The 17,810-nt window shown below is 71.1% G+C and carries 13 protein-coding genes; 12 read left to right on the plus strand and 1 reads right to left on the minus strand.

What is annotated here, in order from left to right; translation table 11 throughout:
* Nucleotides 1–280 precede the first annotated feature (280 nt).
* The 4 genes from NBG84_RS02675 (at nt 281) to NBG84_RS02690 (ending at nt 6,250) form a co-directional block, all read left to right on the plus strand.
* Nucleotides 281–1,258 carry a quinone oxidoreductase family protein gene (locus NBG84_RS02675; protein ID WP_250917578.1) on the plus strand — a complete coding sequence of 326 codons (978 nt, stop codon included), beginning with the start codon at nt 281–283 and terminating at the stop codon, nt 1,256–1,258.
* A 319-nt stretch (nt 1,259–1,577) separates the two neighbouring features.
* Entirely contained in the window at nt 1,578–3,206 is a 1,629-nt protein-coding gene (locus NBG84_RS02680; RefSeq protein ID WP_250917579.1) for an MDR family MFS transporter, read from the plus strand.
* Between the two features lie 363 nt (nt 3,207–3,569).
* Nucleotides 3,570–4,628, plus strand: a complete 1,059-nt coding sequence (locus tag NBG84_RS02685; protein WP_250917580.1) for an acetylserotonin O-methyltransferase — start codon at nt 3,570–3,572, stop codon at nt 4,626–4,628.
* Nucleotides 4,625–6,250: an FAD-dependent oxidoreductase gene (locus tag NBG84_RS02690; protein WP_250917581.1), complete on the plus strand. Its 1,626-nt coding sequence runs from the start codon at nt 4,625–4,627 to the stop codon at nt 6,248–6,250. The genes NBG84_RS02685 and NBG84_RS02690 overlap by 4 nt, the downstream gene beginning before the upstream one ends.
* A 307-nt stretch (nt 6,251–6,557) precedes the next feature.
* On the opposite strand, the gene NBG84_RS02695 is transcribed toward NBG84_RS02690, so the two are convergent.
* Nucleotides 6,558–8,279 carry an FAD-dependent monooxygenase gene (locus NBG84_RS02695; protein WP_250917582.1) on the minus strand — a complete coding sequence of 574 codons (1,722 nt, stop codon included), beginning with the start codon at nt 8,277–8,279 and terminating at the stop codon, nt 6,558–6,560.
* A 244-nt stretch (nt 8,280–8,523) separates the two neighbouring features.
* On the opposite strand from NBG84_RS02695, the gene NBG84_RS02700 reads away from it, so the two are divergent.
* The 8 genes from NBG84_RS02700 to NBG84_RS02735 all read left to right on the plus strand — a co-directional run bounded on the left by NBG84_RS02700 (nt 8,524) and on the right by NBG84_RS02735 (nt 17,792).
* Nucleotides 8,524–8,970, plus strand: coding sequence for an anthrone oxygenase family protein (locus NBG84_RS02700; protein ID WP_308311996.1), 447 nt, complete (start codon nt 8,524–8,526; stop codon nt 8,968–8,970).
* A complete protein-coding gene (locus NBG84_RS02705) occupies nt 8,967–9,587 on the plus strand; it encodes a hypothetical protein (protein WP_250917584.1) in 621 nt (206 codons plus the stop codon). The genes NBG84_RS02700 and NBG84_RS02705 overlap by 4 nt, the downstream gene beginning before the upstream one ends.
* Entirely contained in the window at nt 9,584–11,443 is a 1,860-nt protein-coding gene (asnB, locus tag NBG84_RS02710; protein WP_250917585.1) for an asparagine synthase (glutamine-hydrolyzing), read from the plus strand. Before NBG84_RS02705 ends, asnB begins: the two co-directional genes overlap by 4 nt.
* Before the next feature lie 449 nt (nt 11,444–11,892).
* Nucleotides 11,893–13,923 (plus strand): AfsR/SARP family transcriptional regulator, encoded by a 2,031-nt coding sequence (locus tag NBG84_RS02715; RefSeq protein WP_250917586.1) that lies wholly within the window; start codon nt 11,893–11,895, stop codon nt 13,921–13,923.
* A gap of 539 nt (nt 13,924–14,462) precedes the next feature.
* Nucleotides 14,463–14,834 (plus strand): TcmI family type II polyketide cyclase, encoded by a 372-nt coding sequence (locus tag NBG84_RS02720; RefSeq protein ID WP_250917587.1) that lies wholly within the window; start codon nt 14,463–14,465, stop codon nt 14,832–14,834.
* Nucleotides 14,831–15,262, plus strand: coding sequence for a cupin domain-containing protein (locus tag NBG84_RS02725; RefSeq protein ID WP_250917588.1), 432 nt, complete (start codon nt 14,831–14,833; stop codon nt 15,260–15,262). Before NBG84_RS02720 ends, NBG84_RS02725 begins: the two co-directional genes overlap by 4 nt.
* Nucleotides 15,259–16,533, plus strand: coding sequence for a beta-ketoacyl-[acyl-carrier-protein] synthase family protein (locus tag NBG84_RS02730; RefSeq protein ID WP_250917589.1), 1,275 nt, complete (start codon nt 15,259–15,261; stop codon nt 16,531–16,533). The genes NBG84_RS02725 and NBG84_RS02730 overlap by 4 nt, the downstream gene beginning before the upstream one ends.
* Entirely contained in the window at nt 16,530–17,792 is a 1,263-nt protein-coding gene (locus NBG84_RS02735) for a ketosynthase chain-length factor (protein WP_250917590.1), read from the plus strand. Before NBG84_RS02730 ends, NBG84_RS02735 begins: the two co-directional genes overlap by 4 nt.
* Nucleotides 17,793–17,810 lie beyond the last annotated feature (18 nt).

Below are 17,810 nucleotides of genomic sequence, written 5' to 3' on the forward strand. Positions count from 1 at the left end.
CGGAACCGGCCCCAACCCGTCCCCGAGAACCGACCCACGGCCGACCGCACAGGCGGGGTTGTCCGCGCGGGCACACCAGATGGGTGCGAATCCCTCCGGAGTGCCGCCCTCGCCCGCGGTGCCCGGATCCGCCGAACCGCGCTGCCGTGTGCCACCGCGCGGAGCCTGTGAACCGCTGGGAACCCTGCCGTCGCCTGCCCCGCGCCAAACCGGGACCTCCTGGGCGGAGCGGCGGGGCAGGTCCGCCGCCCGATCACCACTTCCTAGTTGGGAGAACACCATGCGCATCGTTCGCCACCACGAGCACGGAGCCCCCTCGGTGCTGCGTGTCGAACAGGCGGAGACGCCACAGCCTGCTCCGGGTGAAGTGCTGATCCACTCCGAGGCCGTCGGCGTCACGTTCGCCGAGGTCCAGCGCCGCCAGGGCATTCCCATCGGCGGCCATGCCTCCCTACCGGGCGCCCCCGGCGGCGATGTCGCCGGTACGGTGAAGGCACTCGGCGAGAACGTGACCAACGTCCGGGTCGGCGACCGCGTGGTCGTCGATGTGGACCACAGCGCCTACGCCGACCACGTCATCGCCGACGCCTCCTGGCTCATCCCCATCCCGCGGGACATGGACGCCGCCGAGGCGACCGCCCTGCCGAGCCCGGCGCAGACCGCCTACCACGCCCTCAAGGAGTCCGGCCAACTCCGGCCCGGTGAGACCGTGCTGATCGACGCGGCCTCCGGCGGTGTCGGACACCTCGCCGTGCAGATCGCCAGGGCGATGGGCGCGGGCAAGATCATCGCCACCGCCAGTACCCGGGCCAAGCTGGACTTCGTCCGTGATCTGGGTGCCGACGTGACCATCAACTACACGGACGACGACTGGGACGAGCAGGTCAAGGCGGCCACCGACGGCCGTGGCGCGGATGTGGTCCTGGAGACCGTCGGAGGCGACATCCTCACCAAGAGTGTCGCCCTGACGGCCCAGTTCGGCCGGCTGGTCTTCTACGGATCGGCCAGCGGTGACATCCAGCCCGTCAACCCGCTGCTGCTGAGCCGGATGAAGACGGTCGCTGGCTTCGCGCTCTACGCACTCCTCTACAACAAGCCCGATGTCATCGCGGCCGGTCAGCGGGATCTGCTCGACATGATCAGCACCGGCAAGGTCCGGCCGATCGTGCACGAGCGGCTACCGCTGGAAGACGCCGTCAAGGCACACGAGTTGATGGAGGCCCGCGCCCAGCTCGGCAAGGTCGTCCTCATTCCCTGACGGAGCCCAGAGGCCGGCCCGCTGCCCGCGGCAGCGGCGACCGCCCGCTCGGCACCCCGCGATCGTGGCCGGCCCGCGTTCTCCCGCGTACCCGGGCCGGCCACCCCGGCCGACTGGTCCGACGGCCCCAGCGGGCCTCGCACCATCCGAAGAACCAGGGGAGAGCGCACCGCCGCCGTGGGCGGAGCCCACCGCACCGGGCGCGAACCAGCCCACGATCCGCGGTCCACGCCCGGTGGGACGGCGACGGCACACCACCCTCGCGGCACCACCCGCCGTACGCCCACACTCATTCCACATCAACGAAAGGCCCACCGGAGTGTCCGCCCCGACCACCGGGTCCAACCCGCAGCAGACCGGCACAAGCACGGCGCCGGACACCAGCATCAAACCGCTCATGGCCGCCTGCATGCTGGCGATCTTCCTCGCCATGCTGGACGCGCAGATCGTGGCCACCGCACTGCCCCGGATCGTCGGCGATCTCGGCGGCCTGAACCTGTTCGCGTGGGTGACCACGGCGTACATCATCGCCAGCAGCGTCACCACACCGCTCTACGGCAAGCTCGGCGACCTCTTCGGCCGGAAGCGGATCTTCCTGGCCGCGATCGTGCTGTTCGTCGTCGGCTCCGCCGCCGCCGGACTCGCCCAGTCCATGGAACAGCTGATCCTCTTCCGTGTCGTTCAGGGCGTCGGCTCCGGCGGGCTGTTCGTCTCCGTCCTCGCCATCATCGGCGAGTTGTTCAGCCCCCGCGAGGCAGCGAAGTACTTCAACCTCTTCGGCGTTGTCTTCGCGGCGGCGGCCCTCGCCGGACCGGCGGTCGGCGGTCTCCTCACCGACCTGCTCAGCTGGCACTGGGTGTTCCTGATCAACCTGCCGATCGGCGCGGTCGTCTTCACCCTGGTCGCCGTCTGTCTGCGGCTGCCCCCCACCTCTCGCCGAGCACACATCGACTACCCGGGCTTCATCACCCTCAGCACAGCCATCGTCGCCCTCACCCTGCTCGCCAGTTGGGGCGGGGTGGAGTACGACTGGACCTCACCGCAGATCCTCGGGCTCGGCGCCACCGCCCTGGTGACGGGCGCCCTGTTCGTGGCCGTCGAACGGCGCGCCCCCGAACCGGTCATCCCGCTGCACCTGTTCCGGGACTCGACGTTCAGTGTCGCCGTGCTCGTCAGCCTCGCCGCTGGCGTCGTGTTCCTCGGGGCCGTCACCTTCCTGGCGCTGTATGTCCAGGTCGTCACCGGCGCCAGCCCCACCCTGTCCGGTGTGGTGCTGCTGCCCATGATGTTCGGCCTGGTCGCGTCCTCGGTGGTCAGTGGGAAGTTCATCGGCCAGAGCGGCCGGTACAAGTGGTATCCGGTGCTCAGCATGGCCATCGGCATCGTCGCCGCACTGCTGCTGACCACCCTGGATGCGGACACCCCGCGCTGGCTCGCGACCGCTTACATGCTGTTGTTCGGTATCGCCGCCGGGCTCAACATGCAGGTCCTCACCATGGCCGCGCAGAACACGGCGCCCCGCGACGACATCGGGGCCGTGCACGCCACGATCTCCTTCTCCCGCCAACTCGGCAGCACCCTCGGCATTTCGGTGTTCGCCGCCGTCTTCTACAACCGGCTCACCGAGGAGATCACCCAGCGGGTGCCGGCCGGGGCGCTCGACGGCGTCGACCGCGACTCGCTCTCCTCACACGAAGTGCTGAGCAAGCTCGCCACCCCCGTCCAGGAAGCGATCGAGCAGGCGTACGCCGCCGCGCTCCAGCCCGTCTTCCTCGGCACCGTGCCCGTGCTCGCCGTCGGTCTCGTCATCGCGCTGCTGATGAAGAACCTGCCCCTCAGCTCCTGGGACCACGACACGGCGGAGACCGTCCCGGCCCGGGAAGGAGAGCCGCGGGGGGACATCGACGGGAAGGACCACGCCCAGGAGGACAACGCAGGTCGGAGCTGATCCGATCCGCCGCCCGCCGTACCGGGAGCCGACGGGACCCACACCATTCCGCGTCCCCCCGAGAGGGCCGTTCACCCCGGTGCGCACGGGGGTGACGGCCCTCTCACCCGTGCGGACCCCGGAGCGTCCCAGGCGCGCCTTCCAGTGGTCCGGCCGTTGTCTTCCAGAGCAATTCGAGCGGGGCTCGACACCCTCTCGCCATCGTCGGGACCGACACCACGACCGGACGAGCCCACCGACCGGTCCCCCGGACGAAGCGTCACAACAGCCGAACCGACCCGACGTACACACCGCAGAACCGACACACACCGCAGAACCGCGAACCGAAGAACCGGCAGAAGTCGAGAATGCCTGGAGGCCCGTGTGACAACGACCGAAGACCCGACGACGGCCGCGGCGGTCGATCCCGGCCCGCTGATCCGGCTGACCATCGCGGACTGCGCCGCGAAGGCGCTGCACAGCGCGGTGACACTCGGTGTGTTCCGGGCGCTCGCCGACGGCCCCGCCGACGCGGCGCGCACCGCCGAACTCGCCAGCCTGCACCCCCGGATGGCCACCGACTTCCTCGACGCCCTCACCGGCCTCGGGCTGCTGGAACGCGCCGAGGGCCGCTACCGCAACTCCGTGCTCGCCCAGACGTATCTGGTGCCCAGCTCGCCCTCGTACCTCGGTGGATTCGTCGAACTGACCAATGAGACCCTCTACTCGACCTGGGGCCGCCTCACCGAGGCGCTGCGCACCGGCTCGCCCCAGCACCTCGACCCGGACAAGGGCGGGTTCGTCGGCGACCGCCACCAGGACCCGGCCAAGATGAAACGGTTCCTCGCCGGGCTCGACGCCTACAGCGACCGGATGGGCGCCGAACTCGCCCGCCGGGTGGACTGGGCGCGCTACGGCTCGTTCACCGACCTGGGCGGCGCCCGGGGCAACCTCGCCGCCGTCCTCGTACAGGCACATCCGCATCTCACGGCGACCTGCTTCGATCTGGAGCGCACCCGGCCGCTGTTCACCGAGCACGTCGGACGGCTCGATGCCGCCGACCGGATCGCCTTCGCCGGCGGGGACTTCTTCGCCGATCCGCTGCCGGCGGCCGATGTCTTCGTCCTCGGCCACATCCTGCACGGCTTCGACACCGGCAGGCGCCGGGCACTGCTGCGGCGGGTCTTCGACGCGGTGGGCCCCGGCGGCACGGTCCTCGTCTACGACCGAATGATCGACGACGACCGCAGCGACCCCGAACGGCTGCTCAGCAGCCTGCATATGAGGCTCGTCAGCCCCGAGGGCTCCGAATACCGGGTGGCCGACTGCCGCTCCTGGCTGCGCGAGGCGGGTTTCACCGGGGGCGGCGCGGAACCGCTCCTCGGCACCCACACGCTCATCACCGCTCACAAGCCCAACCCAGCTCAGGAGGATGCGGCATGACCGACCAGCGGCATGACGGTAGGAAACCGGTCGTCATCGTCGGCGGCGGGCTCACCGGCCTCTCGGCGGCGGTGTTCCTCGCCCACCACGGCGTCCACGCCACGCTGCTGGAACGCCACCCCGACACCTCCTCCCATCCCAAGGCACGCGCGATCAACCCGCGCACCATGGAGGTGTACCGCGCGGTCGGCATGGAGGAGCGGGTACGGGCCGGGCGCTCACCCATCTCCGGCAACACCGACCTGGTACATGTGGAGAGCCTCGCGGGCGAGGAACGCGTACGGATGCCCACCGCGTCACCCGAGGACATCGGTCGCATCGGCCCCGCCCAGTGGACCATGATCGATCAGAACCAGCTGGAGCCCATCCTGCGCGCCCGCGCCGTCGAGGCCGGGGCCGATGTCCGCTTCCACACCAGGGTCGATGCGGTCACGCAGGACGCCGACGGCGTCCTGCTGCGCACCACCGACCTCGCTACCGGCGAGAGCGGGGAACTGCGTGCCGCGTACGTCATCGCCGCCGACGGCAGCCGCAGCCCGGTCCGCGAGATGCTGTCCATCGGCGCCCAGGGCCCCGGCACCATCACCAACCTCGTCAGCTTCTTCTTCGAGGCGGACCTCGAACAGGCCCTGCGCGGGAGGAAGATCGTCGCCGCCTATGTCAACAATCCCTCGGTGCGCGGCACGATCATCCCGATAGACAACGACCGCCGCTGGGTCATCAATGTCTCCTTCCGCCCCGACCAGGGCGAGAGCGCCGACGACTTCACCGAGGAGCGGTGCGCAGAACTGGTGCGCGCGGCCGTCGGCGTACCGGATCTCAAGCTCAGGATCGAGTCGGTGGACATGCCCGCCTGGGACATCTCGGCGCGAGTGGCGCAGACCTTCGCCAGTGGCCGGGTCCTCATCGCGGGTGACGCGGCCCATGTGATGCCGCCGACGGGGGCGTTCGGTGCGAGCACCGGCATCCAGGACGTGTACAACCTGGCGTGGAAGCTCGCCCTGGTGCTCGAAGGGCACGCCGGGGCCGGACTGCTGGAGACATACGACGCCGAGCGCAGGCCCGTCGCGCAGGAGACCGTGAAGCAGGCGATGCTGAGGTTCGCGGTGCGCGAGGGCAAGCAGTTCGGCGATGTCGCCGACGAACTCCTCGACGAGACGACGATGACCTTCGGCTACTGCTATCCGGCCGGGGCGTTCATCGCCGGCGAGGGTGCGCCGGACAGACTGATCGAGGATCCCGGCAACCCGAGCGGACGGCCGGGTTCGCGTGCGCCGCACCTCGTTCTCGACGGTCCGACGGGCGCTCTTTCCACGGTCGACCTGTTCGGCAAGGGCTTTGTGCTGCTCGCGGACCCGGCCGGCGCCCGGTGGGCCGGTACGGAGGTGGACAAGGCGGCGCGGGACCTGGGCGTCGCCCTGTCCCTGAGGACGATCGGCCCGGCCTCGGGGACCGGTCCCGGTGACCGCGCCGGGCTGACGGACCGGGAGGGACTGTTCCACCGCCGCTACGGGCTCCCGCCGGGCGGTGCGGCACTGGTACGCCCCGACGGATTCGTCTGCTGGCGGGGTACGGGTGGGGAGATCGCAGGAGCGCTACGGAGGATTCTGGCGCGGGAGTGAAGGCGGTCCCCCGGGCCCTGAAACCGCTGGGGCGCTCGGGCCCCGGCGGACGAACGGGACAGCGATCCCGCCATCCTCTTGGGCCGCCCGTCCGCATCCGGTGTGCTCGACGGTGTGGTCCGTGTCTGACAGCGGCCCGGGTGAACGCCTGATTCCGGGCCTTGTCGGCGGGGTGTCCGCCGACCGCAGTCGGCCCCGCGGATCTGCTGGTCCGTCCCTCGCCGGGCCGGCGCGCGGCGGACTGGGAAACGCGGTGTGCCCCAGGACCCACGGGTCCTGGGGCACACCGCGTCTCGGGAGCCCGGGCTCAGCGCCTCAGCAGACGGTCGACCACCGCGGTCAGTTCATCGCCGGGCGACCGTGCCGGCGCCGCCGCGTCCGCCGGTCCCCCGGGGTCCGGCAGCTCGCGCGCGCGCCAGGCGATGAACCCGTCGGGCCGGATCAGGACCGCCCCGCCGGAGCCCACTCCATAGGCCTTGAAGAATCGTTCCGTCACTTCCGGTGGGTCCCCTTCCCCCACCCGGTGGAACATGATCTCCACCCCGGCCGTCACCCGCACCCGGGCCGCCGCCGCCTCCCAGTCCGCACCGGCGGGTCCGGCGAGCAGCCAGAAACCACCGTCCAGCAGATCGTGCAGCGGCACGGACCGCCCGTCCCGCAGCAGAGACAGCTGCGGCGCCCTGGTGCCGGGACGGCCCGAAGGCACCGTGGGGTCCTCGACCGGCGCTCCGTCGTCCGGTCCTTCCTCGCCGAGGACCGCCACCGAACGGTAGACGTGCCCGAAGAGGACCGTCGTCTCGGGCCGGTGCCTGGCTGCCGCCGCCTCGTCGAGACCGCTGCGCTGGAGGTAGCGGATCACGCTCTGCTCGACGGTGAACTCGGCGACGGGTGCCCGCTCCTGCTCGTAGGAGTCCAGCAGTTCGGGACCCGCCAGGCCGCGCAGCACCAGCGCCAGTTTCCACGCCAGGTTGTGGGCGTCCTGCACCCCCGTGTTCCCGCCGAACCCGCCGGTGGGTGGCATCACATGGGCGCAGTCCCCGGCCAGCAGCACCCGCCCCGAGCGGAATCCGTCGGCGACCCATGCCGCGATCTCCCAGCTGTCGGAGGACTCGATCTCCACCGGTAGGTCCGGGACGCCGACCGCGGCACGTACCAGTTCGGCGCACGCCTTCGGGCCGTACTCCCGATGGCTGTCCCCGGGCGGCAGGCTGGGGGCCAGCACCCAGCGGTCGCCACCCCCGTCCCCCTCTCCGATCTTGCCGAGTACGCCCTTGACCGCCGGGTTGCTGACGAAGCAGAGGAAGAACCGCCGCCCGGCCACATAGGGGTCGAGGTCGGCATGGAAGACGATGTTCATCTGGCGGCCGAAGACGCCCTGCCCGTGTTGCCCGATGCCCAGGTGCTCGCGCACCGGCGCGCGGAACCCGTCGGCGGCGATCAGGTACCGGGCGCGTACCCGGCACTCTGGCCCGGCAGCCCCTTCGCGGATGACGGCGTCCACGCCGTCATCGTCCTGGGTGAACGAGACGAGTTCGGTGCCGAACCGGAGATCCGCGCCGAGCTCCGCGGCCCGGTCGAGCAGCACCGGCTCGAACCGGTCCTGGCCGATCAGCGTCCAGCCGGTGGTACCGACGTCGTCCCGGTCGTGTCGGAAGGGACCGTCGAACCTGCCCAGTTCGCGTCCGGCGAGGGATTCGGCCTGGAGGATGTCGCCGTACTGGGCGTACGGATTCTCCTGTACGCGTATCGCCGCTTCGAGCCCCAGCGCACGCATCAACTCCATGGTGCGCGGGCTGGCCGCCTGTGCGCGGGGGTGTGCCGAGACCTCCCGGTGGCGCTCGACCAGCAGGGCCCGTACGCCCTGCCGTGCGAGGAACAGGGCCATGGCAAGACCCACCATGCTGCCGCCGACGATCAGCACCTCGGTGTCCTCGTCCGCCGCCTTCCGCGCGAACGTGCCCTGCCCGGTCCGTGCCGTCGCGCCTTCCGCCGTGTCCGCTGTTCCTCGCGCAGCCGTCCCGTCCGTCATCGATGGCTCCTCAGGGTGAGTGGGTACCGTCCCGGCCGAGGCAACACCTGTCCGCTCGAAGCAGGCTCGGACCCGGGCCGAGCCCGTGCAGCACGCGTCCCAGCATTCCCAGGTGTCTTCGAGCGGCATCCGAGGAGCGGCTGCGATCGTGCGGTCCCATGTGCGGGCTCCGGGCCCGTCATCGCCGAGGTGAGCGGCCGGGCGGCCGGCCTGGCGGACGAGCGACGGAAGGCGGAGAACCGTGGTGGAGGCGCTGAGCGTACTGGTGCTGTTGGGCACCGGCCTGGTGGCCGGGGTGCTGTTCGCGGTCGCGGTGAGTGTGATGCCGGCGCTGATCGCGATGCCCCCCGACCGGTATGTGATCACGCACAAGCTGCTCGGTCGGCGCTACGACCGGATCATGCCGTTCATCGTCGTCGGCGCCACGGTGATCGACGTGGTCCTCGCGGTGCGGGCAACCGGCGGCGCCCGTCTCCTGTTCGCGGCGGCGGCACTGTGCATGGTCGGAGTCGCGGTGGTGTCGCAGACGAGGAACGTGCCGATCAACAACCGGGTCAAGCGCACCGACCCGGACGCCATCGGCTCCGACTGGCATGACCCGCGCGGCCAGTGGCGGGACTGGCATCTGGTCCGTACCGGCTTCGCGGTAGCCGGCTGCACCCTGTCCGCCACCGCCGTGGTGCTGTCGTGAGCACGCGCGTGGAACGGGCCCTGCCGGACGGCGAGGAGCGCGTCCGGGCGGATGCCCGAATGCGGGCCCTGCTCGCCGGGCCCGCCCCCGGGCCGATCGCCGAACGTCTGGCACTGCTCCACTTCACCGGCCGCCGCACCGGCCGCCTCTACACCGTGCCCGCGGGCATACACCGGCTCACGGCTACCCCCGAGAACGGACTCGGCGCCTCGCCCGTTCCCCCGCTGGTGGTGGCCACCGGAAGTCCCTGGCGGCACAACTTCACGGGTGGCGCGGGCGGCGAACTGACCTGGCGCGGGCGGCGTACCCCCGCCCGCTTCACGCTGGTCACCGACCTCGAACGGACCGCCCGCGGCTATCTGATGCTGTATCAGCGATATGGCGACGCGGCCGGACGGCGCCTCGGCATCGCCGTCACCGGCGAAGATGCCCCGGGCCTTGCTGAGTTCACCGAGGCCGTCGACCGCTGCGGACTCGCCCTGGTCGAGGTCGGACTCGCCCCGGACGCGGGGAGCGGCGCCGCTGCCGGTACCCCGGACGCCCAGGACCGGGTGGCCGCCCTGCCCCCTGTCGGCGCCACCGACACCGACACTGCTGACGAGAGGACCTCGCAATGAGCGGAATCACCGGCTGGGTGGACTTCGAACGGGATCTGGTCCCGGAAGCCGCCACCGTACGGTCCATGGCGCGTGCCATCGCCCACCGGGGCCCCGACGGGGAGGCCGAGTGGATCCGCGGCCACGCCGCGCTGGCCCACCGCAGGCTCGCGCTGCTCGACGAGGGCCCCGCCCCGCAGCCCGTCGTCCACGCCACGGAGAGCGGGCCGGTCGCGGTGCTCACCCTCGACGGGGTGATCACCAACCATGCGGCCGTGCGGCGTGAACTCGTGGCCAAGGGCCACCGGTTCGCCGGGCACGGGGACGGCGAACTGGCACTGAACGCCTATCTGGAGTGGGGCGGCGACTTCCTCACCCGGCTCGACGGCATGTTCGCCCTCGCCGTGTGGGACGAGCGGCGGCAGCAACTGCTGCTCGCCCGTGACCGGCTCGGTGTGAAACCGCTCTGCTACTACCGCACCCCGTCCGGGCTGCTGTTCGGCTCCGAGCCCAAGGCACTCCTCGCCCACCCGGCCGTGCGACCGGTGGTGGACGCCGACGGGCTGCGCGAGTTGTTCGCGCACAGCCGCAAGCCCGGCACCGGGGTGTTCCGCGGAGTGTGCGAGGTGCTGCCGGGCCACGCCCTGCTGGTACGCGCGCCAGGCACCGCGCACCGCCGCTACTGGTCTCTGCCCGCCCGCCACCACACCGACAGTCCGAAGGCCACCATCGCCACCGTGCGGCGACTGCTCTCCGAGGCGGTGGCAGCCCATCTGCGGGCCGATGTCCCGGTGGGCGCGATGCTCTCCGGAGGCATCGACTCCAGCGCGCTCACCGCGCTGGCGGCTCGCTCGGTCCCCGGCCGGACGCGCAGCTTCTCCGTGAACTTCGCCGGATACACCGAGAACTTCGAACCGCATCCGACGATGCGCGCCACCCCCGACGCCCCGTTCGCGGAGATCGCCGCCCGCCATATCGCCACCCATCACAGCGAGATATTGCTCAACACGTCCGCCCTGACGGACCCCGCGGTCCACGCGGCGGCGCTGCGCAGCCAGGACGCCCCGTCCCCGCTCGGCGACATGGACGTCTCGTTGCTGCTGTTCTTCGAGGCGCTGCGCGAAGCGGGCGTCACCGCGGTCCTGTCGGGAGAAACCGCCGACGAGGTCTTCAACGGCTATTTCTGGGCTTACGAGCCGGCGCACAGCAACGCGACGACATTCCCCTGGGTCTCCTTCGAACGGGGGCACGACGCCGCCGCCGGCGGTCTGGGCTGCTCGCTGGTCGACCGGGCGCTACGGAAGGAACTGGACTTCATGGAGTACGCCGACCAGCACTACCGCGACGCGATCGCCGAGGTCCCGCACGCCGACGGGGAGAGCCCGGTGGAGCGCCGGGCGCGCGAGGTCACCTATCTGGCACTGACCCGCTGGGCGCCGACCCATCTGGACCGCGCGGACCGGATGAGCATGGCGCACGGGGTGCAGTTGCGTCCCCCGTTCTGCGACCGGGCCCTGGTGGAGTACGTCTACAACGTGCCGGCGGCCCAGAAGCGGGTGGGCGGGCAGGAGAAGAGCCTGCTGCGCGCGGCCGTGGCCGATCTGCTGCCGGAGCCGGTGCTGAATCGGCGCAAGAGCGCCTACCCGACGACCCAGGACTCGGCGTACGGCCGGTTCGTCCGGGCCCGGTTCGCCGAACTGGCCGCCGACCGTGGCTCGCCGGTCGCTCCGCTGCTGGACCGGGCGGCCACCGAAGCGGCGCTGGGCGGGGCGGACGCGCCCAGCGGTGCCTTCGCGTGGGTGGAGCGGGCGAGCATGGAGATGGTGCTCCAACTGGACACTTGGCTGACGGAGTACCAGGTCCGACTGCGGCTGTGAGCCACCTGTGCCGTGGGGCCGGCCCAAGCACCCCCGCCAGATAAGTGTCACTTGACATGATTTTCCAGCATGCAATAGCGTTCAGGAACGCACATACATGCCAACATCTATAATATGAGTGACCCGAAGTGAAACGGCGAACGTCCGAGGTCCGGCTGGGCGCCAACCGGTTTTACCGGTCCGGGGGTGGCCTATCCCATCGTGAAGTCGGGATAGGCCACCCCCGGGTTTTGTTGAAGACCACATCGGGCGCGTTCGGCCGCAAGGATGCGCCGATTTCGGAGGCAACTGCGCTATGTGACACCCTGTTTGCCTCAAATGGACTGCGCCGGTGGACATTGCCTACAAATAAACTCATCAGCAGGGGATGGGAGTTGAGCTTTTCCGATCGCGGGCGGATTCCGAACGACGGCCCGTGGCCCAGGAGGCCGCGCGCCTAGGGGGATGCATTGATAGAGATCGGTCTGTTGGGTTCGTTCCGGGTAATACGCGATGGTGTGGATGTCACCCCATCGGCACCCAAACTGCGCCAGGTACTGACGCTTCTGGTGCTCAACGCCAATGCGCTGGTCAGCGTTGACCAGTTATGCGCCGAGCTGTGGGGCGAACTCCCGCCGCTCAGTGCGCTGACCACTCTGCAAACGTATATCTACCAACTCAGAAGGAAACTCCGGCTGACCATCGGTCAGTCCGGCGCCCCTTTCGGTTCCTGCCCGCCAAGGGAGTCCCCCGCCCTGCTGACAAGGGTCGGAGGATATGAACTCCGGCTGGCGGACAGGAAGTGCGTGGATGCCTTTCGATTCGAGCAGCTGGTGCAGCGGGGTAAGGCGGAGTACCGGGCGGGCTCAGCGGAGAGCGCCTCCGCCACGTTCAAGGAGGCTCTCGCCGTCTGGCACGGCGACGCCCTGGTGGACGTGGCAGCCGGCCGACGACTCTCGCTATGGGCCACTCAGCTCCAGGAACAGCGCAAGGGAATCCTCGAACAGCGATTCGCCGTGGAACTGGAACTCGGCCACCACCAGACAGTCCTGGACGAGCTCTCGGCCGAGTTCCGCACCTGCCCGACCCATGAGGCATTCGCGGGGCAGCTGATGCGGGCCCTGCACCGCGGCGGACGGCGGGCCGAGGCGCTGGACGTCTTTCGCACCCTGCGCGCCCGATTGGTCGAGGAACTCGGACTAGAACCCTCCGCCGCCCTACAGCGGCTGCATCAGGAAGTTCTCACCGACCGCAGTCATATCGCCCTATCGCCCCGAAACCGGCCGGAGGCGGCGGTGCAGACCCGCACCACCACCGCGCCGGCGTCAGAGCGGGCCCCGGACCGGACCGGCCCCGCAGGCCCGCCCGCGGCTCCCGCCGCGCTTGCTCCAGCGCAACTACCGGCGGACATAGCCGACTTCGTCGGACGCTCCGTCGAACTGGGCCAGCTGGAGGAGTATCTGCGCTCCGGTGGGAAGGGCGGCGCCGAAGGGCGCGGGGTACGCCTGGTCGAGGTACACGGCCCGCCGGGCGTCGGCAAGACGGCCTTCGCCGTCCGCGCCGCCCATCGGCTGCGTCCGCACTTCCCCGACGGACAGCTGTTCATGGACCTCTCCCGGTGTGGCAACGGTTCCTCCCAACTCGCCGATGTGCTGGCCACCAGCCTCAGTTCCTGCGACATCCGCCGTCCCTCGCTCCCTACCGGGCTCGACGAACTCGGCCAGCTGTTCCGCAGCTGGACCGCCGACCGGCGGGTCCTGGTCGTCGTCGACGACGTGCTCGCGGCCTCCCAGCTGCGCGCGCTGATGCCCGGAGGCTCGGGCTGCGCGGTCATCGCCACCAACCGCTACCGGTCGCACGGCCTGGCCACCGGCCGGAAGATCGTCCTTCCCGCGCTCTCCAACGCCGAGGCCCTCAGCCTCTACGAAGGAGTCGCTGACGCCCGGCAGCGCGACGACGACCGGGATTCGGTGCGGGACCTGGTGTACGGGTGCGAGGGGCTGCCGCTGCTCATCAGGGCGGTGGCCGGACGGCTCGCCACCCGGCCCGGCTGGTCGGCGGCTCGCCTCAACGCCCGGCTGCGCAGCGACCCGAGTCTGCTGCTGGGGCTTCCCGCGGGCACCCAGTCGCTGCTCTGCACCGTCGAGTCCAGCTACCGGCACCTCTCCCCGCGCCACCGCGACCTGCTGCGGCTGATGGCCGAGAGCAGCCGCGCGCGCTGGAACCTGAAGGAGGTGACGGAACTTCTGCCTCGGCCGGCGGGGGACACCGAGACGCTGCTCGAATATCTGGTGGACGTCCATCTGGTGGACGAACTCGACGCCCCGCTCACCCTGCGGGACGCCGAACCCGTCTACCGGCTGCCACGGCTCATCCGGCACGCGCTGCTGGCGCTGTACGGCGAGCCGTCGCACGCGTCCCGGCCGGTCGGCGACGACGGCACGACGAGCCGGGAAGGCATCGGCCGTCCCGAGCCGGAGCACACCGGCAGCCGGCTGTAGACCTCGTACCAAAAGCAGCAGCCGCCCTGTTCCGGTGGCAGCGGGACCCCTCCAGTGGCCCGTCCGCACCCGCCCGGTGCGGACGGGCCGTCCGCATGTGCTGCGCCCGTCGGAGCTTCGTCGGTACCGGCCGTCCTTCGTCGGTACCAGTCGTCCCTCGTCGGTACCAGCCGTCCCTCGTCGGTACCAGCCGGCACGGGCGCCCCATCGGCGCTCTCGCTCCCGACGGCGCGTCAGGGGACCGGGTCAGACGGCGGGGCAGCGCGGTTGCCTGGGGGTGCGAGGCCGGCACCGGGGGTCCGTCGGCCCCGCGCGACCAGACAACGGCCACCCGCCCGCCCGGCCTCGCACCCACCCCAGAAGCCGTTGTGCCGGGGTCGTCGGGGCCCAGCGCATGCGCACACCCTCCCCGACGGCGGAGAGCGGCCGGTCGCACCACCGGCTCCAGCCTCTTTCGAGACCGCCTCCACATGTCCTCGACATTCCCTCGATCCCGGCGGACCAGTGTGAACACAGCACCGACAAGCCGGGAGGGCACCATGCATCGAACCCTGATCGTGGCGAGGATGGACCTCGCCGACGCCGGGGGCGTCGCCTCCGTCTTCGCCGATTCGGACAGCACCGAACTGCCGCACCTGGTCGGCGTCTCACGGCGGACCCTGTTCGCCTTCCACGACCTGTACTTCCATCTCGTGGAGGCGGAGGACGACATCACCCCCGATCTGTACCGCGCCCGCAGCCATCCGCTCTACCACGAGATCAACACCAGGCTCGGCGAGTTCATCTCCCCCTACGACCCGATGTGGCGCGAGCCCAAGGACGCCATGGCCGTCCCCTTCTACTCCTGGACGCCCGAGCAGGGTCCCCTGATCACCCCGACCTCCGCCGCGAGCCTCGGCGGTGCCGGGTGAGCGCCCCCGCCGCGACCACCAAGGTCGCCGCGGCCGGGGTACCCGCCAACACCAAGCGCGGCGGCGACATCCGGGTCACCCTCAGTCCGAAGACGGTCGGCTGCACTTCGGGATTCGGAGGAGTGCTGCGGCTGGCGCCCGGCGAGTACGTCACCGAGCATCTGCACCCGTATTCCGAGGAGTTCCTGCACATCGTGCGGGGCCGCCTGGAGATGGTCCTCGACGGGGTCCCGGTGGAGCTCGGCCCCGGGGATTCCCTGCTGGTGCCCATCGGCGTGCGCCATCGGCTGGTCAACACCGGGACCGTGCCCGCCGAGGCCGTCTTCCACCTCTCCCCGCTCGCCCCGCGCCCCGACCTCGGCCATATCGACACCGAGGAACCCCTGAACCCGGGCGCGGCGGGCCCCGACGTCGGCGGAACACGGTGACCCGCCGAGCCGTCATCACCGGGATCGGCGTGGTCGCCCCCGGCGGCAACGGCCGGGACGCGTACTGGGACCTGCTCTCCGCGGGCCGTACCGCCACCCGCGCGATCAGCCTCTTCGACGCGACCGCCTTCCGCTCCCGGGTCGCCGCCGAGTGCGACTTCGACCCGGTCGCCGCCGGGCTGACCCCGCGGGAGGTACGCCGGATGGACCGGGCCGCTCAGTTCGCGGTGGTCGCGGCGCGGGAAGCGGTCGCGGAGAGCGGCGTGGACCTCGGCTCGTACGACCCGGGCCGGATCGGAGTCAGCGTCGGCAGCGCGGTCGGCTGCACCATGGGCCTGGAGGAGGAGTACACGGTGCTCTCCGACGGCGGCCGGAACTGGCTCGTCGACCACACCTACGGCGTACCGCATCTGTACGGGTACATGGTGCCCAGCACCCTCGCCGTCGAGGTGGCCAGGGAGTCCGGCGCGGAGGGCCCGGTGGCGCTGGTCTCCACCGGCTGCACCTCCGGGCTGGACGCCATCGGCCATGGCGTCCAGCTGATCGAGGAGGGCAGCGCGGACGTGGTGGTGGCCGGAGCGACGGACGCACCCCTGTCGCCCATCACCTCGGCCTGCTTCGACGCCATCAAGGCCACCACCCCGAACACATCTGACCCGGAACACGCCTCGCGCCCGTTCGACGGACGGCGGGACGGCTTCGTCCTCGGCGAGGGTTCGGCGGTTCTGGTCATCGAGGAGGCCACGGCGGCCCGACGCCGGGGCGCATCCGTCTACGCCGAGATCCTCGGCTTCGCGAGCCGCAGCAACGCCCACCACATGACCGGACTCAAGCCGGACGGACGGGAGATGGCCGAGGCGATCCGGGTCGCCATGGACCGCGCGAGGCTCGGTCCGGACGGCGTCGACTACATCAACGCGCACGGCTCCGGCACCAAGCAGAACGACCGCCACGAGACCGCGGCGTTCAAGCGCAGCCTCGGACAGCGCGCGTACGACGTCCCCGTCAGCTCCATCAAGTCGATGATCGGGCACTCGCTCGGCGCGATCGGCTCGCTGGAGATCGCCGCCTGCGCGCTCGCCCTGCGCCACCAGGTCGTACCGCCCACCGCCAACCTGACCGTGCCCGACCCGGAGTGCGACCTGGACTATGTGCCGCGCACCGCCCGCGAACACCCCATGGAACGGGTGCTCAGTGTGGGCAGCGGATTCGGCGGTTTCCAGAGCGCGATGGTGCTCGGCCGTCCCCGGAGCGCGCGGGAGACCGTATGAGCGCGTCAGGGATCGCACCGCACCGCGGGACACCGCCCGTGGTCACCGGTATCGGTGTGGTCGCCCCCACCGGCATCGGCGCCCGTCGGCACTGGGAGTCGGTTCTCGCGGGCAAGAGCGGGCTCGGCCGGATCACCCGGTTCGACCCCACCGGCTACCCGGTCCGGGTCGCGGGCGAGGTACCCGGTTTCGACGCGGTCCGGGAGGTGCCCGGCAGGCTCGTACCGCAGACCGACCGGTTCACCCACTTCGCCCTCGCCGCCGCGGAAGCCGCGCTCGGCGACTCCGGGGTCGACCCGGCGTCGCTGCCCGAGTACGAGATGGCCGTGGTGACCGCCAGTTCGTCCGGCGGCACCGAGTTCGGCCAGCACGAGATGGAACGGCTCTACCGCAACGGCCCGTCCTGGGTCGGCGCGTACCAGTCCATCGCCTGGTTCTACGCGGCCACCACCGGCCAGGTCTCCATTCGCCACGGCATGCGCGGTCCGTGCGGAGTGCTCTGCTGCGAACAGGCCGGGGGGCTCGACGCGTTGGGCCAGGCCCGCAGACTGCTCCGCACCGGCTCCCGGTTGGTCCTCACCGGCGGTACGGACGCCTCGCTGTGCCCGTACGGTCTGGTGGCGCAACTCGCGTCGGGCGGCCTGTCCACCGTGGACGACCCGGCCCGCGCCTATCTGCCGTTCGACGCGTCCGCGTCCGGTTTTGTGCCGGGTGAGGGCGGCGCGTTCCTGACCGTGGAGAGCGCCGCCTCGGCCCGCGAACGCGGTGCCCACCGGTATGGCGAGATCCTCGGCTATGCGGCCGGGTTCGACCCGGCGCCGCGGACCGGCCGCCCGCCGGTGCTCGCCGCCGTGATCCGACGCGCCCTCGCCGACGCCCGGATCGGCGCGCCGGAGGTCGGCGTCGTGTTCGCCGACGCGTCCGGGGTGCCGGAACAGGATCTCGCCGAGGCGCGCGCCATCAGCGAGGTGTTCGGCGCCGGCGCGGTCCCCGTCACCGCTCCCAAGGCCCTGACCGGACGGCTGTACGCGGGCGGCGCGGCACTCGACGCCGTCACGGCGCTGCTCTCCCTGGGCCACGGGGTCGTTCCGCACACGGCCGGTCCTGGCAGACCCGCGCCCGGATGCGAGATCGACCTGGTGCTCGACAGGCCCCGGCAGACCGGGCCGCGCACGGCCCTCGTCCTGGCCAGGGGCTACGGCGGCTTCACTTCGGCGCTGCTGCTGGGAGCGGCTGACACCCCACTGACACCCCACTGACAACCCGCTGACAACCCA

This window comes from Streptomyces albipurpureus (assembly GCF_023701525.1).
Lineage (GTDB): Bacteria > Actinomycetota > Actinomycetes > Streptomycetales > Streptomycetaceae > Streptomyces > Streptomyces albipurpureus.